This window comes from Clostridium sp. 19966 (genome assembly GCF_032335695.1).
Taxonomy (GTDB): Bacteria; Bacillota; Clostridia; order Clostridiales; family Clostridiaceae; genus JACTOJ01.
The window spans coordinates 21926-44013 of sequence record NZ_JACTOJ010000009.1; the positions used below are offsets into that span (position 1 = coordinate 21926).

The window sequence follows — 22088 nt, forward strand, 5'->3', positions numbered from 1 at the left end:
ATTTATAAATTGCTTTTATTTCATTTTGCTTTTATAATAAATGCAAAAGTAATTGTTATGTAATAATTATTATGTAGAAAGTGAAGGATAGGGGCATGGATATTAAAATAAGAAAAAGAAATGGTGAATTCGAACCTCTCTTTGTAGAAAAAACTAAAAAAATGGTTAGTCTTGCTTGCAAAGGCATAGAAGGTTGCGATCCTTTAGAGCTTGAAATGGATTCAAGAATACAGTTTAGAGATGGTATGACTACAAAGGAAATACAGAAAACCCTCATACAAACTGCTATTGAAAAAGTAATACAGAATGGAAAAGATGAATTTGGAAATGAGGTAAAGAAAACTAATATTAATTGGCAGTATGTGGCTGCAAGGCTTTTAGTATTCGACCTCTACAAGGAAGCTAAAATAAATAGAGACTATGATTATTTTGGTTATGGAGATTATAGTTCTTTAGTATATAAATTAGTGGAGAAAAACTTATATGGTAAGTATCTCATAGAGAATTATTCATCAAAGGACATTGAGGAACTAGCAGCATACATAAAGCCTGAAAGAGATGAACTTTTTAATTATGAAGGTTTAAAGCTTTTAAATGATAGATATTTAATAAAGGGCTATGAAGGAGAAATACTTGAACTTCCTCAGGAAAGATTTATGACTATTGCTATGCATATTGCTATACCTGAAGGGAATAAAAAAGTATATTACGCTAAAAAATTCTATGACATAATGAGTCAGCTAAAAATGACAGTAGCTACGCCAACTCTTGGAAATGCAGGAACACCTTTTTATCAGTTGAGCAGCTGCTTTATATCTTCCGTGGGGGATAACCTATGGTCAATTTATGATGTAAATCAAAAATTCGCTCAGGTATCTAAGCATGGTGGAGCCCTAGGCATATATTTAGGTAAGGTAAGAGCTTTAAATAGTGAAATAAGAGGACATAAAAATGCCTCTGGAGGTGTGATTCCGTGGATAAGGCTTTACAATGATACCGCTGTAGCTGTAGATCAGCTTGGGAAGAGAAAAGGTGGAGCATCTATAACCTTGGACGTCTGGCACAAAGATGTATATGAATTCCTAGATCTTAAAACTAACAATGGAGATGATAGAAGAAAAGCTCACGATATTTTCCCAGCGCTAAGCATTCCAGATTTGTTTATGGAAAGGCTTGAAAGCAGAGGAGAATGGTCTTTATTCGATCCATATATGGTAGAAAAAATCATGGGATATAGTCTGGAAGACTTCTTTGATGATGAGGATAAAAAAGAATTTACAAACAGATATATAGCATGTGAAAAAAATCTTGATATTCCGAGAGAAACAATTAAGGCTTTGGATATAATGAAAAAAGTAATGAAAAGTGCGGTTGAAACTGGAACACCTTTTATATTCTTTAGAGATACTGTAAACAGGGCTAATCCAAACAAGCATGCTGGAATGATCTATGCTTCTAACCTTTGTCATGAGATTGCTCAAAATATGAGTGAATGTGAGCTCATAGAAGAAGAGATAAAGGATGAAAATGGATATAGCACTGTAATAACTAAAGTTAAATCTGGGGATATGGTTACCTGCAATTTAAATTCTACTAATTTAAGCAAGGTTGAAATAGATGAGCTTAAGGATATAATTCCGCTTCAGATAAGAATGCTGGATAATGTTATCTCTTTAAATAAATTACCTGTAATGGAAGCTAGAGTTACTAATGACAAGTATAGAGCTATAGGACTTGGCACCAGCGGCTATCATCATTATCTAGCCAACCACAAAATAAGATGGGAAAGCGATAGACATTTAGAGGTGGCAGATAAGCTTTTTGAAGAAATAGCATACAATGCTATAAAAGCTTCCATGGAATTAGCTAAGGAAAAGGGTGCTTATCCAGCCTTTGAGGGATCGGAGTGGCAGACTGGAAAGTATTTTGAGAGAAGAGGCTATACTTCTGAAAGATGGAGGTCTCTGAAGGAAGAGGTTCAAAAGTACGGTATGAGAAACGGGTATATAATGGCTATTGCGCCAACAGGCAGTACTTCAAATATAGCTAATACTACTGCTGGAATAGATCCTGTATTTAAAAAATTCTTCATAGAGGAGAAAAAGGGAAGCTTCACTCCGAAAACAGCGCCAGACTTAAATGATGAAAACTTCTGGTATTATAAAGAAGCCCACACTATAAATCAGCAGTGGAGCATAAAAGCTTGTGCTGCAAGGCAAAGGCATATAGATCAGGCACAGTCCTTTAATTTATATATAACTCCTCTGGTGAAAGCTAAGGAAATACTAGATATGTATACATCCTGTTGGAAACAAGGGGTAAAAACTATTTACTATGTTAGAAATAAATCTTTGGAAATGGATGAATGCACTAGCTGTTCAAGCTAATAGGAGGGTGATTTTGTGTTAAAGAAAAAAATATTTAATGAAGAAGGGCTTCGTGGAACTGAGTCAATGATAAATGGAAATACTACGAATCTAAGAGAATGGAACAGAATAAAATATGACTGGGCCAATGACATGTACAGAACCATGCTTAATAATTTCTGGATACCAGAAGAAATTGCTCTAAATGAGGATGTTAAACAGTTCCCATACCTTACAGATGGGGAGAGAAATGCTTTTGATAAGATAATATCCTTTTTAAACTTTCTAGATTCTGTTCAAAGTGAAAATTTACCTAATATATCCAGATATATAACTGCTGCTGAGGTATCATCACTTTTAAACATTCAGGCCTTTCAGGAAGAGATTCATGCACAAAGCTATTCATATATATTGGATACAGTAACCAATCCGGTAACTCGAGACAAGATATATGATGAATGGAGGGAAGATAAGCATCTTCTTAAGAGAAATAAGTTTATAGCAGGAATATATCAGGCCTTTAGTGATGATAATAGTATAGAAAATTTTCTTAAGGTTATAATGGCTAATTATATATTGGAGGGGATATATTTTTATTCAGGCTTCAGCTTCTTTTATACCTTGGCTAGACAAGGGAAGATGACTGCTACCAGTACTATTTTTAAATATATAAACAGAGATGAAGTTACGCATTTGGTCCTATTTCAAAATATAATTAAAGAGCTTAGAAAAGAGAATCCAGAAATATTCTCTAAAGAACTGGATGAAGAATTTAGAAATATGATGAAAATAGGTGTGGAGCATGAAATAGAATGGGGAATGTATGTTACTAACAATGAAATACTAGGGTTAAATGCAGAGCTCATAGATAGATATATTAAGTATTTATCTAATATAAGGCTTACAGCTATAGGCTTGGAGATACTTTATCCAGAGCACACACAGCATCCTATGGAGTGGATAGATAGCTTTGCGAGGCTCAATAGCACAAAAACAGATTTTTTTGAGGCTAAAGTAACAAATTATACAAAAGCTGCTGCTTTTGATTTTGATGAATTAGAGTAAATCTCATATTTTACAGAAAAACTGATAAGGATTAACAGTCTTTATCAGTTTTTTTATTATTAAATGTTAGCAAAAAGAAAACGATTTTATGCAAAAACGCGTATTATGTTAATGGGAATTATTGAATAAAATGCTATTTAAGCAATTATTATCATAATTATTGATATATTTTTAACAAATGTATATAATTATCTGCTAAAGACTATATAAATAAAGAATTTATGGGGGATTAGAAAATGCTTAAAAGGTCATACGCTATAATGGTAGTAATACTAACTATAGTTTTTACGTCCGCATTAACTGGCTGCGGATTTACGAAAGATAAAAATACATATGATGTGCCAACTTTAGTACAAGCATCTGCAGCTAGCAACCAAAAAACTGCTAAAGTACAAAGAGGAGATGTAGCAAGAACTGATACTATAATTGGAAAGGTTATAGCTGCTACAAAAACAGACTTATCTTTTGGAAGCGCAGAAGGGTATCTTGCAAAGCTGAATGTAAAAGTTGGCGATACAGTAAAACAGGGAGATGTAATCGCAGAATTAAATAAGGATGAAATCCAATATGAGATAAAGCAGCAAGAAATAAGTGTGCAATTAGCTCAATTAGATTGCGACCAGATAAATAAAACACCTAATGCATCTGATTATGATAAGCAGAAGGCTAGTTTGCAGCTTGAATCTGAAAAATTAAAGTTAGATCAATTAAATGATCATCTAAGTAAATCTGTGCTTGTGGCCAGCACATCTGGAATAGTTATAAGTATGCCAGATATAAAAATAAATGAAAAACTAGAGCCCTTTGAAGCTGTAGCAACTATAGCAGATAAAGGCAGCTATCAGGTAGAAGGTGATGTAAGAAATGCAACACTTACTCCTGGAACAAAAGTAAAAATAAGCGTTAAAGCCACAATATCCATGCCGGATGTAGATGGAGAAGTTGTTAATAATGAGATAGATAATACTGGTGCAGTAAAAGACAATAGTAAAATAATATTTAAATTTGACAGCGATACTAAAGGACTTAATTTGGGAGATGAAGCTACCGTAAAATATACGCAGCAAAAGGCGTCTAATGTTTTATTCTTGCCAGATAGTGCGGTTAAGAAGGGATCTGGAAATCATCCTTATGTAGAAATTATAAAAAACGGTGAAGTAAGTGATAAATATATAGAAACAGGAGTTGATGATGGAACTAACATAGAAATAGTGTCTGGAGTTTCAGAAGAGGATACTGTTATAAGTGAATAGGAAGGAGAATAAGTCATGTTTAATATAACTATAAAGAATATGCTTAAGGATAAAAAAGTTACTATAAGTCTTATAGTTGGATTTCTTCTCTCCATAGCTATTGTGAGCAGTATACCAATATACACTAGAGGCATTTTAAATAATATGTTAATAGATACTTTTGCTAACTATAAGGCAGATAGTACTTCTAATGCGTCAAGCAGCTCGCAAAGCAGTGATGCATCAAGCAACAGTTCTTCAACTACGACAACAACTGCTACAGATAGTAGCTCTAAAAATACTACTAATACTAGTAGTGATAATAACAGTAGTGGTAAAGCAGATGAACTTTATCAAAAGCCTGAGCTTAATTATTCTGAAAATAAGGGCGAAAGCAGCGACAGCAATAAAACTTATCCAGCTATGCTAGGAGTTTCTTATTCAACAAAGGTTAATTCAAATTATCAGAATTTCATAAGTAATTATACCCAGTTGAAGGAAAACTTCGATAAAGAAACATCAAAAATAGATGCCCCAATTGCTGCTAAAAAAAATACAATAACCCTTCAGGGAATGGATTTTAACTATAAAACTAAAAGTAATACTGATGAAGATGCTGAATGCGATATGGTGGGGATTTCTGATATTACTAAGCATATAGATATAATAAAGGGTGAAATGCCGAAAGAAAGCATAGACTCGGAAAAAATTGCAGATGTGCTGGTAGATCAGAACACCTATGATAACTTAAATATGGAGATAGGGAAAACTTATGAAATAACGTCTTATGGAAATGACCATCCACTTAAGATTAAGGTAGCAGCTGTATTTCAGGAGAAAAATGATAAATTTTGGAGTGCAAAGGATACTAACAATTTTTATGGTAAATTAGTGGTGTCTGAAAAAGAACTTTTAAATATATTAAAAACAGATGAATTCTATTTTAAATACTTTAAAGATATGAACCTTAGAATAGATTATGACTACAATTCGATGCAAAGCAGTAAGGCAGATGCTATTAATAGCAATTTACCAAATATAATTCATGAACTTAATGCAAACACAAATACCATTCAAGTAAAGTGTACATTAAATGCATGTCTTGACAAATATGCAAAAAATGAGTCTTTATATGTTACTTTAATTTGGATTTTTACATTACCCATTATTATAATAATACTATTCTATGTGTATGTGGTATCAGGATTTGTAGTGGATTCTGATAAAGATCAGATTGCCTTATTTAAAAGCAGAGGCATAGGTATTTTTGAAATATTGAGAATATATCTTTACGAAGGCTTTATGATATGCGCTTTAGGAATAGTTATCGGTCCGCTGATAGGTTACTATATTTGCAAAGCAATAAGTTATATAACAGGATTTTTAGAGTTCGATGCAGCAGCGAAACCTATTAAGTTTTTAATTAGCATGAACTCATATTTATACGCTATCATGACTGCAGCGGTTATGCTTGCTACTCTCCTTGTTTCGGCTTATTTTGCATCCAAAAGCAGTATTGTGGAGGCTAAGAGAAGTAGAAATAAATATTTAATGTCTATATTAACCAATAAAAACTTAGATATTGTCTTACTGGGAGTATCAATATATGGTTATTATGTGTACTCAAAAGGAAACAGCAATATGTTTTCAAAGAGCGGAGACGTACCAGTAGACCCTCTTTTGTATTTGCTTTCCACAGTGTTCATAATAGGTTTTGGAATGTTTGCATTAAGGATATATAAATATGTGACTAAATTGTTATTTCTTATAGGAAATAGATTGTCAGGTACATCCTTCTACCTAGCTATAATCAATGTGCTTAGATATCATTTAGTCAAAAATGTAATAATGCTTTTTGTGATAATGACAATCGCTATAGGAATATTTGATATTAAGATTGCAAAAAATATTAATTTATCCAATGAAAATACTGTTAAATATTCAGTTGGAGCGGATATGACTATACAACAGTACTGGTCAAGTACTGTTGATACTGAGTATGCTACAGGGGATGAAGAAAATGACAATGGAACAAGGTATATATATAACGAGCCTTCCCAGGCTGGACTTAAAAATGTTAAAGGCGTAGAGGCATATACCAAAGTATTAAATGCTAAAAATCAAGGTGACGTAAAAACAAAAAATGGCACTACTTTAATCACTTCTATTCAGGGAATAAAACCCTATGAATTTGGGAAAATAGCATGGTTTGACAGCAATCTTTTAAACTATAACTGGTATTATTATCTTAACGCTATGACTAAAAACAGAAGTTATGTGATAATATCCAGTGGTTTAAGCAAGGCTTCTGGAATAAACAAAGGTGATACAATATCCTATAAGCTTGGAAATGGACTGTATGTAAATGGTACTGTAATGGAGATAGTAGATTATTGGCCAGGCTATCAGAACTTAAGCACAGATAAGCTGGTTATAGGAAATTTTGATTATATATTTTCAAAGGTGTCCATTTATCCATATGAGGTTTGGATAAAAAAAGATGGAAAGACCTCCAATAAGGACATATATGACTCCATGAGAAAACAGAATTTAAATATAATAGGATATAAGGATACCTCTATAGAATTTTATGAAGCAAAGGAAAATGCATTTCTGAAGGCTACTAATGCAATTTTATCCTTGGGAATAATATCCGTAACCATAGTTACGGTAATTGCATTTGTGCTTTACTGGGTAAATTCATTAAAAAATAGAAAATTGAGCTTTGGAGTATATCGTTCCTTAGGAATAAATTCTAAAAAAGTATCACTTATTCTTATAATAGAGCAGATATTTACCTTGGGGGCTTCAGTACTGATAGGAATAATTAATGGAAATGCAGCCTGTGATTTATTTTTGCCTCTCATAACTGGAATGTGGAAAAGCGGAAGTTTTTCATTGCCAGTTAATTATATAAGTTATATAGACGAATATTTATCCTTTGGCAGTATACTAGCTATTGTATTTATATGCTCACTGATTATACTCATTAGGTATATTTCTAAGTTAAAGATAAATGAAGCAATAAAATTAGGAGAGGATTAATATGAGCACTATAATTAAAACTGAAGGAATATGTAGGGATTTTAAAGTAGGTTCCAGTACTATAAGTGCATTAAAAAATATAAGCATAGAAATTGAAAAAGGGTCGATAACTCTGCTAAGAGGAAGATCTGGTTCAGGAAAAACAACGCTTATGAACATACTTGGCATAATTGATGCTCCTACCAATGGGGAAATATATATTGATAATAAAAAAGTAAGCGAAATGAATGACAGTGAGAAAAATTACTTTAGGCAGAATAGAATCGGGTATGTATTTCAAGCAGGTGCTTTAATTCCCAACATGACTATATATGAAAATGTAGAACTTATGCTGAGAATAAAAAAAATACCTCTAGCAGAAAGAAAAAAGAGGGTAGAAGAAAGTGTAGCTAAGGTAGGATTAACTAAAAAACTCCATAGATATGCTCAGGAAATGTCAGGAGGAGAAGTTCAAAGAATAGGAATAGCAAGAGTATTAGCCTATAAGCCGGATATAATATTTGCTGATGAGCCTACCTCTGCATTAGATTTTAATACTGGTTCTGCCATGGTTAGATTATTTAAAGAAATGGTAGCTAAGGATGGATGCACTTTAGTTTTAACTACCCATGATCCTAAGGTAGTTCCAATAGCTGATTATATATATAATCTTTCGGATGGGGAGGTTGTAAATGAGTAAGAATATAATAGAGTGTGATAATTTATACAAAATATATAAAACAGAGGATGATGAAGTGTTTGCTCTTCAGGGATTAGACTTTACCATAGAAGAAGGAGAGCTTATGGCTATAATAGGAAGCAGCGGCAGTGGAAAGTCTTCTTTGTTAAATATATTAGGAGGATTAGATAAGCCTACTACGGGGAAATTATTTGTAGATGGCATAGACATGTTTAAGCTCTCAGAAAGGCAGATGAGACTGTATAGAAGAAACACAGTGGGGTTTGTATGGCAAAATAGCGGAAGAAATCTGCTAAGCCACCTTACTGCCTTTGAAAATATAGAGCTTATAGCAAGAATGTCCAACTCCAGAGAAAAAAGTAGAAAAATAGCTTCTGATTTACTAGAGATGGTGGGGATGGCAAGTAGAATGAACAACAAAGTAAGTCAAATGTCAGGAGGAGAACAGCAAAGAGTGGCTATAGCTATAGCACTTGCCAATAATCCAAGAATATTGCTTGCGGACGAACCTACAGGATCTGTAGATTCTAAAACTTGTGAATCTATTTTTGATTTATTTAAACATCTAAATAAAAACCTGAATTTAACCATAATAATAGTTACTCATGACATGCAGGTAGCTCATAATGTAAAAAGAGTGGTATCCATAAGCGAAGGTAAGATATCCAAGGAACTCATTGCAAAAGAATCTTATGCTATGGCTGCTAATGGAGAAAGCATAGTAACTAATATAGATAATGAAGACACCCATGAAGAATTTTTGATACTGGATAGGCATAATAGAGTTCAGATTCCAGAACAGTTTTTAGAAGAAATAAATATAAAAAAGCGAGGGAAAATAAAGGCTAAACTTGAGGAGGATAGAATAATATTGCATTCAGGTGAAAAAAATTAATATGTATTGACATTTTATTATTTAGATGATATGTTTTTATCTATGGATAATTATTATTATATTTGGTATTAGCTCCATCCAATTTTAATGAGGAAAAGCCTATGATTATAGAAAAGATAATAAACAATAATGTAGTTACGGTTGTAGATGAGAAAACAAAACAAGAAAAGGTCATAATGGGAAAAGGCATAGCTTTTCAGAAAAGAATTGGTGAAAGCGTAGAGGAAGATAAGATAGAGAAAATTTTTGCTATAGAGAATAAAAGCAAGAATCTAAGATTTCAAAGCATGTTAAAAGACGTAAATATGGAATATATAAAGGTTTCTGAAGAAATAATCAGTTACGCTAAAAAACAGTTAAATTCAGAACTAGACGAGCATATTTATATAGCTTTGACAGATCACTTGGCCTTTGCGTTTAAAAGATACCATATGGGACTGAAGATAAAAAATAATTTAATATGGGAAATTCAGAGGATACATAAAAAAGAATATGCTATAGGTTTATGGGCAATTGATTATATAGAAAAGAAGCTTGGCATAAAGTTTGATTTAGATGAAGCTGGATTTATAGCCCTCCATATTATTGATGCAGCCTTCAAGGAAGGCATGGATGACACCATGAACATGACAGAGATAATTCAAAAAATACTGAATATAATAAAGTATAATTTTTCAGTGGAATTCGATGAAGAGGATATTTTGTATGATAGGTTAATAACTCACCTAAAATACTTCGCTCAAAGAATATTGCTGAAAACAAAGCTTCCTGAAGAGGGAGAGGCTTTGCTGAACATGATTAAGATAAATTATAAATCTGCATATAATTGTGCACTTAAAATAAAAAAATTTGTGGAAAATAATTATGACTATGAAGTAAATGATGGGGAAGTTGTATATTTAGCTATCCATATTCATAGAATAGTATCAAAAAAAATTCAATAGTCGGGATTGTTACTGGTTAAGCAGGCAAGACCTAAATACAGGATTAAATAAGCTAATCCTGTATTTAGGTCTTTTATTTTTTATAAAAAATAATGACTATGTTTTAAAACAGAGCCAAAATAATAAAACAGGAGGAATAATCTTAATGGATTATCAAAACACAGGTAAAGAAATACTTAAACTTATGGGTGGAGAGAAAAATATAGTAAGTGCCACACATTGTGCCACAAGGCTTAGAATTGTGGTAAAGGATGAGCAGGCTGTAGATACAAAGAAAATCGAAAGCCTCGAACAGGTAAAAGGGGTATTCAATAGTTCCGGTCAGCTTCAGGTAATTATAGGTCAGGGGGCTGTAAACAAGGTTTACAATGGCTTTATAGAAGATACAAAAATAGCAGAAAGCAGTGTGTCCGATATAAAGAAGGATGCTATGAAAAACATGAATCCTTTTGAAAGATTTGCTAGAATGCTTTCAAATATATTCGTGCCAATAATACCTGCTATAGTAGCAAGTGGTCTTTTGATGGGACTTTTAGGAATGCTTAATTCTTTCAATCTGGTTAATTCCAAAAGCGGTATATACACTTTATTAGATATGTTTTCTAATGCCGCTTTCGTATTTTTGCCTATGATCATAGCGTTTAGTGCTGCTAAAGAGTTTGGAACAAATCCTTATCTTGCAGCAACCTTGGGAGCTATAATGATTCACCCCAATCTTCAAAATGCATGGACACTTGGCAATGGAATTCAGAATAAAATAGAAATTTTTGGACTTCATGTAGGCATGGTAGGCTATCAGGGAACGGTACTTCCAGTGCTTATAGCAGTATGGATTATGGGATATATAGAAAGAGCTGTAAGAAAAATTGTACCAGATGTGCTTGATATTCTAGTAACACCTTTTGTTACTTTAATGATTACAGCCCTATTCACTATGCTGATCATAGGACCTATAGGAAGAGGGGTAGGAGACGGTATTTCCTATGCACTACAGTCACTTTATAATTCCGCAGGTTTTGTTTCTGGAATAATATTTGGAGGGCTGTATCCCCTTATAGTTATAACAGGAATGCATCACAGCTTCCATGCTATCGAGGCAGGTCTGTTAGCTAATCCTAATATACACAAGAATTTCTTGCTGCCAATATGGTCTATGGCTAATGTAGCACAAGGCGGAGCAGCCTTAGCAGTATATTTCGGAAGTAAAAATAATAAAATTAAAGCAATTGCAGCACCAGCTTCTCTCTCTGCGCTGCTTGGCATAACTGAACCTGCCATATTTGGAGTAAATCTTAGATATGTTAAACCATTTATAGCAGGATGCATAGGCGGAGCTATAGGGGGAGGTTACGTAGTATTTACTAAGGTTGCCATGACTGCGGTAGGAGTTACTGGGATTCCTGGACTTACAATAGTGAAGCAAGGTGCCATGATTAATTATATTATAGGATTGCTACTTGCCTTTGGAGGAGCTTTTGCTATATCCTTTTTATTAGGTATAAAAGAAGATGAAACAGAAAAAAATTCAAAAGTTTCATTAGAAGCTGCGGAAGCCGCTGATAATTCGGAAACAGAAGCTGCTGAAGAAATAGATACTATAGTTTCACCTGCCAATGGAATTGCCTTAAGCCTAAAGGAAGTACCAGATGAAACCTTTGCTCAGGAGCTTTTAGGAAAAGGTGTAGGAATAGATCCTATTGACGGCAGTGTTTTATCTCCTATAGATGGAGAAGTCATACATGTTTTCGAAACAAAACATGCTATTGCCATAAAAGCTTCCAGCGGAATTGAGCTTTTAATACATGCTGGTATTGATACAGTTAAAATGAATGGAGAAGGTTTTACAAGTTTTGTTCAAAACGGAGACATAATAAAAAAAGGTGATAAGCTATTGGAGTTTGATTTAGAGAAGGTAAAAAAAGAAGCTAAATCATCAATAATATTAGTGATAGTTACTAACACAGATGATATGAAATATGTTAAAAATATTAAGCTGGGCAAAGTTAGTCAAAAGGATGAAGTGGTAGCTGTAGCCATTAAATAAAAGGAGGTGTAACAAGGCATTTTATGCTTTGTAATTTTATGAATAATATTTTATGTATAGGAGAATTGCTCATCGATTTTATATGTTCAGATATAAACTCAACTATGGTACAGGGTGAGAATTTTAAAAAGAAAGCCGGCGGTGCACCAGCCAATGTTACTGCGGCAATATGCAAATTGGGAGGAAAAGCTTCATTTTTAGGTAAAGTTGGAAATGATCCTTTTGGAGTATTTTTAAAAAATACCTTAGAAGAAGTCAATGTGGACACATCTATGCTTATTATGGATAAAAACTCCAATACTACCCTTGCTTTTGTTTCTCTTAAATCAGATGGTGAAAGAGATTTCGTATTTAACAGAGGTGCAGATGGACTTTTAAGATATGAGGAGTTAGATGTAGAAAAAATATATTCTAATAAAATCATGCATTTTGGTTCCGCCACTGCCTTATTAGAAGGAGAAATGAAAAATACTTATTTAAGGTTGATAAGGGAAGCCAAAGCAAAAGAAATATTTATTTCATTTGATCCTAACTACAGAGCAAATCTTTGGGATGACAATAGGGAAGATTTTATAGATATTTCAAAGGAATGCATAGCTATGGCTGATTTTGTAAAGCTTAGTGATGAAGAAGCAAGGATAATATCGGGATACCAAGACATAAAGGACGCGGTCAAAGCATTAGCAGCGGGAGAAAAAAAGCTTATTGCTGTGACCCTTGGCAAAGATGGCACTTTGATAAGTGATGGAGAAAATATTGAAGTTGTAGAAAGCATATCAATAAAATCCATAGACTCAACAGGTGCTGGAGATGCCTTCGTAGGTGCTTTTTTGTATAAGGTATCTTTATTGGAGGATAGTAAGAGGTTTTTATCAAGCTTTGATGAGGCAAAAAGCATTGTAAGTTTTGCCAATAAGGTGGGAGCTATTGTTTGCACAAAGTTAGGAGCTATAGCTGCTATTCCAACTTTAGAGGAAGTAGAAAGTTTATAAAGGCGGTACAGTATGTCTAAAGAGCAAGAATTATATATGAATGCTAATAAAGAAATTGAAAAACGTAAGTATAGAATCGATGAGGATTATTATAGATTAAACTATCATTTGATGCCTCCAGTAGGTTTTATGAATGATCCTAATGGCTTTATAAATTTTAAGGAGGAGTACCATATATTCTATCAGTTTAATCCTTTTTATCCAGCGGGAAAAAAAGTATATTGGGGGCATTATAAAAGCAGTGATTTAATTAATTGGCAGCCCATGCCAATTGCCTTATGCCCAAGTGAATGGTATGAAACTCATGGCTGCTATTCAGGCAGCGCAGTTTCTGTAGATGGTAAAATGACGCTCATGTACACTGGAAATGTGAAGGATGAAAATAATAATAGAGAAACTTATCAGTGTCTTGCCCACAGCTCGGATGGAATAACTTTCACAAAAAATGAGAATAATCCTGTTATTTGCAATCAGCCAAAAGGATATACTAGACATTTTAGAGATCCTAAGGTTTGGAGGCATAATGATCTATGGTATATGGTTCTTGGAGCTCAAACAGAAGCACTAAAAGGAACTGCTTTAATTTATAGCTCTGAAGATTTAAAAGAGTGGAGTATGCTGGGGGAGGCTGCTGGATCTAACAATAAGGATTTAAGCTTTTTAGGATATATGTGGGAGTGCCCTAATATATTCAGTGTAGATGGTGAGGATATACTTATGTTTTGTCCCCAAGGAGTTCAAGCTCAAGGAGATCTTTACAATAATATATATCAATGCGGGTATCTGATGGGAAAGCTTAATTATGAAACAGGAAAATTAAGCTATGGAGAATTTATTGAACTGGACAGAGGCTTTGAATTTTACGCTCCGCAGATAACAAAGGATATAAAGGGAAGAACTTTAATCTCTGGGTGGATGGGACTTCCTGAGGAAGAAGAGGCTCCAACAGCAGAAAAAGGTTGGCTTCACTGCCTCACTATGATGAGAGAGTTGAAAATTAAAGAAAGAAAGCTAATCCAGCTTCCAATAGAGGAAACAAAACTCTTAAGAAAAAAAGAAATTAGTTATAGTCAAGTTATTGCTTCTGATGAAAGTGTTTCATTTGAAGGAATATGCGGTGACAGCTATGAGCTATTATGCAATATTTCCTGGGAAAAGACAGAAAGCTTTGGAATAAGACTTAGATGCAACAGTAAGTTGCAGGAGGAGACATTGATTTATTATTCCAGTCGAGAAGAAAAATTAGTGCTTGATAGAAATAGAAGCGGTATGTGCAAACAAGGAATCAGGAGATGCAGCATAAAAAATAACGGTAAGCTGAATTTAAGAATATTCATGGATAAATCGTCTATTGAGATATTTGTTAATGAGGGTGAGGAAGTATTTACTTCTAGAATATATCCATCCAAGGAGAGCCAAGGAATAGAATTTTTTTCAATTGGCGGGGAAATAGATTTAGATATTAATTTTTGGCAGATATAATTAATAAAAATTTAAAGACATCACAAGTCAGAGTTAATCTAGCTTGAGATGTCTTTATGCTTCCATATATAGAAAATAGGGTTACTAGATTTTTTTATTTATGAATGTTAAAATATTAATGTATTAAACATAGGATGATTCAATATATGATAAAGGAGAGAGATTTAATGAAGGCAAACTTAAATGAGATACTAGATATAGCTACCAGCAGCAGCTTAACATATCAGCAGAAACTTTTTAATATTGCAAATGCAGCAGAAAGACTATTTGATCCAAGAGAAATATTAGGCTATACAGATGAAGAAATGACTTATATAGAAAATGAAATGATCTGTGACTTAAATGAAGGGTATGCAATTTACAGACCAAGATATATAGTTCCTGATTACAGCGTATTGGTGAAGAAAGGCTGTGAATTTTTGGAATTAGATCCGCCAAAGGATTTAGACGAGCTATTAGATAGTCTTTTAATATTATATGCTCACGTACCTTCAATTACATCTTTCCCAGTTTTTATAGGGGATTTAGACAAGCTTATAGATCCTTTCATAACTGATGAAGATAAAGACTATATTAAAATAAAGAGATTTTTGAACCATGTGGATAAGACTATAGTTGATTCCTTCTGCCATGCAGATATAGGACCGGAAAAAACTAAGGCAGGAGAATTGATTTTAAAAGCAGTTATAGAATTAGAGAATGTTACTCCAAATATGACTATAAGATACGACAAGGATATTACTCCAAGAGATTTTGCTTTAAAGGCAGCAGAAGCATGCCTCAAGGTATCCAAACCTTCCTTTAGCAATAATAAAAAATATGTTCAAGATGTAGGAGATCATAGAATAGTCAGCTGCTATAATGCACTTCCTAATGCTGGAGGAGCTTATACTCTTCCAAGACTTAGACTTGGAACTATTGTAAAAGGGGTAAAATCCCTTGAAGAGCTCTTAACAGATAGATTACCTAAAGTTACTAAGGCAATGGCAGCTATGATGGATAAAAGAGTAAAATTTATAGTAGAGAAATCTAATTTCTTTGAAAGCTCTTTCTTGGTAAAGGAAGGCTTCATAAAAAGAGAAAACTTTTCAGCTATGTTTGGAATAGTGGGGCTTGCTGATGCAGTAAATTATATCTTAGATTTAGAAGGGCTTAACGAAACCTTCGGAACTTCAGAGCGTGGAGATGAAATAGGGCACAGCATACTAAAAGTAGTGGAAGGAATAGCATTGAGTCATGAAGCAGTATATTGTGAGAGAACTAATAATAGATATCTTCTTCATGCTCAGGTGGGAGCTAGTTTGAGCGAAGAGGATAAATGCAATACCCCTGCTCATAGAATAAAAGTAGGGCAAGAGCCAATACTTCCTATTCATATAAAGCAAGCTGCACCTTTTCATGAATATTTTACTTCAGGAACTGGAGATTTATTTGCTCTTGATCAGACATATTTAAATAAACTGGATGCGGCTTTAGATATAATTGATGGAGCTTTTGCTTCAGGTGCAAGATATATAACTACTTATCTTCACAATACAGATTTAATAAGAGTTACTGGATACTTGGTTAAAAAGAGCGAAGCAAACAAGGTAAAAGAAGGTAAGGCAGTGCTAAGAGATACAGATATGCTTGGAAATGGTTCAAATGCTATGGCTCATGTATTTGATAGAAGAGTAAGAGAAGATGGAAAATAAAGCAGTAGTAAATAAAATCATACCTTTTTCAAATGTAGACGGACCAGGAAATAGATTAGCTATATTTTTTCAAGGCTGCAATATACACTGCGTATACTGCCACAACCCTGAAACAATAAATAAATGTGTAGGCTGCATGGAATGCGTTTGTAAATGTCCAGTGGAAGCTATTAAGGATAATGATGGGAATATAAGCTTTAATCAGAAGCTTTGCGTAGAATGCGATACATGTATAAAAACCTGTAAAAAATTTTCTTCACCAAGAACTGCAGAATATACGGCGGAAGAGCTTCTTAAGAAAATAGATGATTATAAGCTATTTATAAGAGGAATTACTGTTTCAGGAGGAGAGCCAACTCTTAGAGCTGATTTTATTACTGAACTTTTCAAAGAGGTAAAAAAGCTGGGACTTACCTGTTTTGTTGATACTAATGGATTTTTTGATAAAGCTAATATGGCGCCTCTAATTGAGGTTACAGATAAATTTATGGTGGACATAAAAGCTGTAGATAATATAGGAAAGCTTTGTGCTACGGATATGAGAAATAATTTAGATAATCTTAAGTACCTTTTAAGCTTAAACAAGGTTTACGAGGTAAGGTCTGTAATCATCGAGGATTATATGGATGTAGAGAATACAACAACCACAGTGGCTTCCATTATAAAGGATTATCCAGAGGTAACCTATAAGCTTATAAGAGTTCATGCAGTTGGACTTCAGGAAAAACAGAAGGAGCTAATTAAGGCTAAAATTCCTTCTGAAGAGAGAATTAGCAGCTTAGTTGAAAAGATAAAGAAAATTGGAGTAGAAAAGGTAGAAGTTATACTTTAGCAAAATATAAATTATGAATTATAGATGGCAAATTGGAGTATAACAAAATATTATGAGCTTTGTCCTAAGCTTAAAATTAACTTGGGCAAAGCTCATAATAATTTTTAAAGCAATTTGCTGTTTAACGTTTTTATTCAAAAATAATATTTTTATAAGGGGGACGAATTAATGGATAAGTCCAAAGAACTTGGGGTGGAGAGCGTAGGTAGATTATTATTAAAATTTTCTATACCAGCAGTTATAGGAATGCTGGTAAATGCTCTATATAGTGTAGTGGATAGAATATTTGTAGGAAGAGGAGTGGGCGAAATCGCACTTTCTGGTGTAGGTATAACTTTTCCTATATCAAATGTAATAATGGCGGTGGGTATGCTGGTTGGAATAGGAGCAGCAGCTGTTGTATCTATTAAATTAGGTGAAAAAAAGCAGGAAGAGGCAGAAAAAATAATAGGACATACTTTTACACTCTCTATAATGCTTTCAATATTGGTAACTATAATTGGTCTCATATTTTTGAATCCTATTTTAAAGGCTTTAGGAGCTAGTGCTGAAACTATGCCATATGCTAAACCTTTTGCCACAATAATATTGATTGGTGCAGTTCTACAAAATGCTGGGTTTGGATTGAATCCTTTAATACGTGCAGAAGGAAATCCTAAAATGGCTATGGTAACTATGCTGATAGGAGCAGTTCTCAACTTTATAATAAATCCTATATTAATATTTGGTTTCAAATGGGGAGTCGTAGGCTCTGCATCAGCTACACTTATATCTCAAGCGGTATGTTCAATTTGGATATTTGCATATTTTACTAAGGGAAAAAGCCTATTAAGATTAAAAAGAAAAAATATGATATTAGAAAAGAAAGTTGTTAATGAAATAATAGCCATAGGAATGTCACCTTTTTCTATGCAAATAGCAGCTAGTTTAGTAACTATAACCTTCAATAAAAGTCTTTCCAAATATGGAGGGGATTCTGCTATAGGAGCGTTTTCTGTTATAAATAGTATAGCTGTGCTTATAATAATGCCGCTATTAGGAATAAATCAGGGTGCTCAACCAATTATAGGATATAATTATGGAGCTAAAAATATAGCTAGAATAAAAAGAACCTTAAAATATAACATAATAGCAACAACTTGCTTTTCTACAGTAGGTTTCATATTAGTGCAGCTATTTTCTAAGCAGATAATAGAAATTTTTTCTAAGGATGATAATCAATTTATACTAATGGCAGCTCATGGAATGAGAATTTTTATGCTAATGTTTGCCTTTGTAGGCGCCCAAACTACTTGTGCAAATTATTTTCAAGCCGTAGGGAAAGCAAAAAATTCTATGTTTCTAAGCTTACTTAGACAAGTCGTATTATTGATTCCTATGATACTCATACTACCTAATTTTATGAAATTGAATGGTATATGGGCAGCAGCAGCAGTTTCTGATTTAGTTTCTTCAATAATATCCTATGTTATGACGGCCTCAGAAATGAAGAAGCTTACAAGAATTAAGTATGATAAAGATACGGAACTAGAAAATAAAATAGTAATTTAAATAAGAATACCGAAGTTTTCACACTTCGGTATTCTTATAATCTTTTTTGCTGTTATACATATTCATATCTGCTATTTTGAACCATTCATCATATTTTGAATAAGAGGAATATCTTACAGCGTAACCTATAGCAGCAGATACCTTAAAAGACCTTCCGTCCTCTGTGGAAAAAGATTTTGAGGCGGATAATGAGGCTATGCTTTGAATAAGCTCTTCTGCCTTTGAAGCATCACAGCTGCTTAAAATAATTATGAATTCATCTCCACCGATTCTAAATATTGAATCTTTATTAGAAAAAGCAGTTTTTAATATATCTGCGAACATTTTTATTAAAATATCTCCATAATAATGACCATAATTGTCATTTACATATTTTAGATTATTTATATCACAAATTATTAGTGTTTGAGGATAAACCATGCTATCAAGAGAGGGTAATACCTTCGAATGAAAGTAATTCCTATTAAATAACTCTGTAAGAGAGTCTATTGAAAGCAGATATTCTCTTTGTTTTAAAAGCTCTTTTTCTGTCCTAGATTTTATAAGTTCACGAATAAGCTTTATAGAGAATATGAATATAAAAATTACTACTAATATTAATACCACATTGATAACAATAAGCCTCTGATAACTTTTATCAAGATTCTCATGAGGAACTTCAACATAACCTTTCTTTGATAATTTGGTTATATCCAGCAAAGGCAGTACCTTGGTTATAATACTGGCGAGCTCAGGAGAATTTTTTGATATACCCAGATATAAATAGGAGGCAGTACTAGTAGTTCCTTTTTGCACTAAATCGAAATATCTAAGCTCATTAATATAATAATTTATTATAGATGGGTTATCTATAAGATAGTCTGCTTTACCTTCGTGTACAAGCTTCATTGATTCTTGAATATTATCTGTTTCGATTATTTTAACATTAGTTAAATTTTTGGTAAGAAAATCATTATGCCAATATCCCTTTACTACTGCAACTTTTTTTCCTTCAAGTCCAAAGATATCCATTACTTCTTCGTTGGAATTTTTCCCTACTATAACATCTTTATCAGTGCTTAATGGTGCAGGGTAAATTATATAATTGCTTCTATCCTGGGTTTTAGCCACGTTTAGCATGTCTATTTCACCAGATTTCATCTTTGGCAGCAGTTTATTAAAATCATCAACTTCATATCTAAATTTTATTCCTACCAAATTAGTGATTGCATTTAATATTTCACCATCAATGCCTTTTAACTTGCCATCATAGTAATCGAAGGGCAAGTAATTTTTAGCTACTCCAAAGGTAGCAATTTCGTTCTCATTAAGCCATTTCTTTTCAACATCAGACAAATTAAGTATCATTATATTGTAGTCTATTTCAGATTTATTCACCATTTTAGCTAAAGTTCCATTTGAGATGAGATGATTAAGCTCTTTATCCAGTATATCAATAAGCATAGTATTGTTTTTTACAGATGAAAAGAACATATTTGAGGTTATATCATCAATGGTAAAGGAATAGGACAAATCTTTATATTTATGTATATAATAATACATGGTTTGTTTAGAGGAAGTTATGAATGCATCTATTATACCTTTTCTTAGATCATTCACCGCATCTTCTTCAGAATTATATCTATTATAGGGCAGAAAAACATTTTTGTATTTATCCGAAAGCTTTTCTACAACAAAATCATCGGATGATACTCCAACCATTTTGTTATCTAAGTCACCTAAAGTAGATATATTGCTGCCATTTCTAGTGAGAACCAAGTAAGAATTCTTAATCACAGGTATTGATACAGCAGCATTATGAGATGCGATTTTGTTATATATAAGATCAAAATTATTATCTTCGGGCCTATCAGTAGGTTTCAGTTCCAGATTTATTTTTAAATCTTTATTAATTGTATCAATTAAGGGAAGTAGGTAACCTTTGGCGGAATTATCAGAGTTAAAATATTCTATGCTGGATTTGTTATCTATTCCTACTGAAATAGTTTTGTTAGAACCTCCATCCAACCATTGAATTTCATCCTGTGTAAGATTTAAGTTATTAATGTTTTCAAAAGCATAAGTAATCTTGTTTGGATATGCAAGGGATAATAAAATAGATAGCATAAAAATAAGTCCTATTTTATGATTCATTGGTAAAACACCTACTTAAAACATTATAGAAATATAATTGAAGCACTGGGTTACAATAACGTATTTTACAATAAATATTAAAACATGCGTCAGTCATTACATATTAAATAATTACATTATATCATAAAAGTGATCATATAACATATTTAAAATCTTGATATACATAAATAGCATCAAGGCTAGTATTAATAGCTGTTATATTATTGAGGATTATTTTTTATGTTATAATGATATTATTATATTTATTTGACAAGGTGGTTGAGAATGAGTAATATTGGTTTAGTTTTAGAGGGAGGAGCACTAAGAGGACTTTATACTTGCGGTGTTCTGGATTTTTTTATGGAAAAGAATATATGGTTATCATATTCTATAGGAGTATCTGCAGGAGCCTGTAACGGAGTTTCTTATGTATCTAGGCAGAAGGAGAGAAGCAGGAGAATAAATGTTGATTATGTTAATGATAAGAGATATCTAAGCTTTAGAAATCTCTTAAGGGAAAAAAGTGTATTCGGTATCGATTTTGCTTACAATCAGCTTCCTAATATACTTGATCCTTTTGATTATAATAAATTTTTTGACTGTGAAGAGAATTTTACTATAGTTGCTACTGATTGTGTTACAGGAAAACCAGTGTATTTTAATAAAGACCATTTTAAAGGAAATAAAGAGGATATACTTACAGCTATAAGAGCTTCAAGCAGCATGCCCTTTTTAGCTCCAATAGTTCACTATGATGGACTAGCTCTTCTAGATGGAGGTATAGCAGATCCAATTCCTATAAGAAAAGCCATAGCAGATGGGAATAAAAAAAATATAGTGGTGCTTACAAGAAATAAAGGATATAGGAAAGAACCTTTTAAACTTGGGTGGGCAGCAAGCAAGCTTTATGCAAAATATCCAGGAATAGTTAAAGCTATGAAGGAAAGATACATGCTATACAATGATACTTTAGAGTACATAGAAGAGTTAGAAAAAGAAAACAAGGTATTAGTCTTAACACCTAGTAAACCGATAGAAGTTGGAAGATTAGAGAAGGATAAAGATAAACTAATAGCTTTATACAAAAATGGTTATAGGGATGCAGAGGAAAAATATAAACAAATAATAGAATTCCTGCAAAAATAAAATTAGCGG

The 22088-nt window shown here is 32.9% G+C and carries 15 protein-coding genes; 14 read left to right on the top strand and 1 reads right to left on the bottom strand.

Annotated elements, in window-relative coordinates; all coding sequences use genetic code 11:
- The first annotated feature begins 95 nt into the window (after window positions 1–95).
- The 13 genes from IAI10_RS10955 (at window position 96) to IAI10_RS11015 (ending at window position 18821) form a co-directional block, all read left to right on the top strand.
- Window positions 96–2387, top strand: coding sequence for a ribonucleoside-diphosphate reductase subunit alpha (locus tag IAI10_RS10955; protein WP_315673303.1), 2292 nt, complete (start codon window positions 96–98; stop codon window positions 2385–2387).
- A 15-nt stretch (window positions 2388–2402) separates the two neighbouring features.
- Window positions 2403–3431, top strand: a complete 1029-nt coding sequence (locus IAI10_RS10960; protein ID WP_315673304.1) for a ribonucleotide-diphosphate reductase subunit beta — start codon at window positions 2403–2405, stop codon at window positions 3429–3431.
- A 236-nt stretch (window positions 3432–3667) separates the two neighbouring features.
- Entirely contained in the window at window positions 3668–4684 is a 1017-nt protein-coding gene (locus IAI10_RS10965) for an efflux RND transporter periplasmic adaptor subunit (RefSeq protein ID WP_315673305.1), read from the top strand.
- A 15-nt stretch (window positions 4685–4699) separates the two neighbouring features.
- Entirely contained in the window at window positions 4700–7708 is a 3009-nt protein-coding gene (locus tag IAI10_RS10970) for an FtsX-like permease family protein (protein ID WP_315673306.1), read from the top strand.
- A 1-nt stretch (window position 7709) separates the two neighbouring features.
- Complete coding sequence (locus tag IAI10_RS10975; protein ID WP_315673307.1) at window positions 7710–8387, top strand: ABC transporter ATP-binding protein; 678 nt, start codon at window positions 7710–7712, stop codon at window positions 8385–8387.
- Window positions 8380–9282, top strand: coding sequence for an ABC transporter ATP-binding protein (locus IAI10_RS10980; RefSeq protein WP_315673308.1), 903 nt, complete (start codon window positions 8380–8382; stop codon window positions 9280–9282). Before IAI10_RS10975 ends, IAI10_RS10980 begins: the two co-directional genes overlap by 8 nt.
- A gap of 101 nt (window positions 9283–9383) precedes the next feature.
- Window positions 9384–10226, top strand: coding sequence for a BglG family transcription antiterminator LicT (gene licT, locus IAI10_RS10985; RefSeq protein WP_315673309.1), 843 nt, complete (start codon window positions 9384–9386; stop codon window positions 10224–10226).
- Window positions 10227–10371: 145 nt separating this feature from the next.
- Entirely contained in the window at window positions 10372–12270 is a 1899-nt protein-coding gene (locus tag IAI10_RS10990) for a sucrose-specific PTS transporter subunit IIBC (RefSeq protein WP_315673310.1), read from the top strand.
- A gap of 38 nt (window positions 12271–12308) precedes the next feature.
- The gene (locus tag IAI10_RS10995) at window positions 12309–13262 is read left to right on the top strand and encodes a carbohydrate kinase (protein WP_315673459.1); all 954 of its coding nucleotides are present in this window, start codon (window positions 12309–12311) and stop codon (window positions 13260–13262) included.
- 12 nt (window positions 13263–13274) lie between these two features.
- Window positions 13275–14744, top strand: coding sequence for a sucrose-6-phosphate hydrolase (locus tag IAI10_RS11000; RefSeq protein WP_315673311.1), 1470 nt, complete (start codon window positions 13275–13277; stop codon window positions 14742–14744).
- Window positions 14745–14911: 167 nt separating this feature from the next.
- Window positions 14912–16438, top strand: coding sequence for a YjjI family glycine radical enzyme (locus IAI10_RS11005; protein WP_315673312.1), 1527 nt, complete (start codon window positions 14912–14914; stop codon window positions 16436–16438).
- The gene (locus tag IAI10_RS11010; RefSeq protein ID WP_315673313.1) at window positions 16428–17270 is read left to right on the top strand and encodes a YjjW family glycine radical enzyme activase; all 843 of its coding nucleotides are present in this window, start codon (window positions 16428–16430) and stop codon (window positions 17268–17270) included. The genes IAI10_RS11005 and IAI10_RS11010 overlap by 11 nt, the downstream gene beginning before the upstream one ends.
- A 168-nt stretch (window positions 17271–17438) precedes the next feature.
- Window positions 17439–18821, top strand: coding sequence for an MATE family efflux transporter (locus IAI10_RS11015; protein WP_315673314.1), 1383 nt, complete (start codon window positions 17439–17441; stop codon window positions 18819–18821).
- Between the two features lie 18 nt (window positions 18822–18839).
- On the opposite strand, the gene IAI10_RS11020 is transcribed toward IAI10_RS11015, so the two are convergent.
- The gene (locus IAI10_RS11020) at window positions 18840–20954 is read right to left on the bottom strand and encodes a diguanylate cyclase domain-containing protein (protein WP_315673315.1); all 2115 of its coding nucleotides are present in this window, start codon (window positions 20952–20954) and stop codon (window positions 18840–18842) included.
- Window positions 20955–21218: 264 nt separating this feature from the next.
- On the opposite strand from IAI10_RS11020, the gene IAI10_RS11025 reads away from it, so the two are divergent.
- Entirely contained in the window at window positions 21219–22079 is an 861-nt protein-coding gene (locus tag IAI10_RS11025) for a patatin family protein (protein ID WP_315673316.1), read from the top strand.
- The last annotated feature ends 9 nt before the right edge of the window (window positions 22080–22088 follow it).

Coding starts and splice junctions, on each gene's coding strand:
- IAI10_RS10955 (WP_315673303.1), top strand. CDS start 96: ATGGATATTAAAATAAGAAAAAGAAATGGTGAATTCGAACCTCTCTTT.
- IAI10_RS10965 (WP_315673305.1), top strand. CDS start 3,668: ATGCTTAAAAGGTCATACGCTATAATGGTAGTAATACTAACTATAGTT.
- IAI10_RS10970 (WP_315673306.1), top strand. CDS start 4,700: ATGTTTAATATAACTATAAAGAATATGCTTAAGGATAAAAAAGTTACT.
- IAI10_RS10975 (WP_315673307.1), top strand. CDS start 7,710: ATGAGCACTATAATTAAAACTGAAGGAATATGTAGGGATTTTAAAGTA.
- IAI10_RS10980 (WP_315673308.1), top strand. CDS start 8,380: ATGAGTAAGAATATAATAGAGTGTGATAATTTATACAAAATATATAAA.
- licT (WP_315673309.1), top strand. CDS start 9,384: ATGATTATAGAAAAGATAATAAACAATAATGTAGTTACGGTTGTAGAT.
- IAI10_RS10990 (WP_315673310.1), top strand. CDS start 10,372: ATGGATTATCAAAACACAGGTAAAGAAATACTTAAACTTATGGGTGGA.
- IAI10_RS10995 (WP_315673459.1), top strand. CDS start 12,309: ATGAATAATATTTTATGTATAGGAGAATTGCTCATCGATTTTATATGT.
- IAI10_RS11000 (WP_315673311.1), top strand. CDS start 13,275: ATGTCTAAAGAGCAAGAATTATATATGAATGCTAATAAAGAAATTGAA.
- IAI10_RS11005 (WP_315673312.1), top strand. CDS start 14,912: ATGAAGGCAAACTTAAATGAGATACTAGATATAGCTACCAGCAGCAGC.
- IAI10_RS11010 (WP_315673313.1), top strand. CDS start 16,428: ATGGAAAATAAAGCAGTAGTAAATAAAATCATACCTTTTTCAAATGTA.
- IAI10_RS11015 (WP_315673314.1), top strand. CDS start 17,439: ATGGATAAGTCCAAAGAACTTGGGGTGGAGAGCGTAGGTAGATTATTA.
- IAI10_RS11020 (WP_315673315.1), bottom strand. CDS start 20,954: ATGAATCATAAAATAGGACTTATTTTTATGCTATCTATTTTATTATCC.
- IAI10_RS11025 (WP_315673316.1), top strand. CDS start 21,219: ATGAGTAATATTGGTTTAGTTTTAGAGGGAGGAGCACTAAGAGGACTT.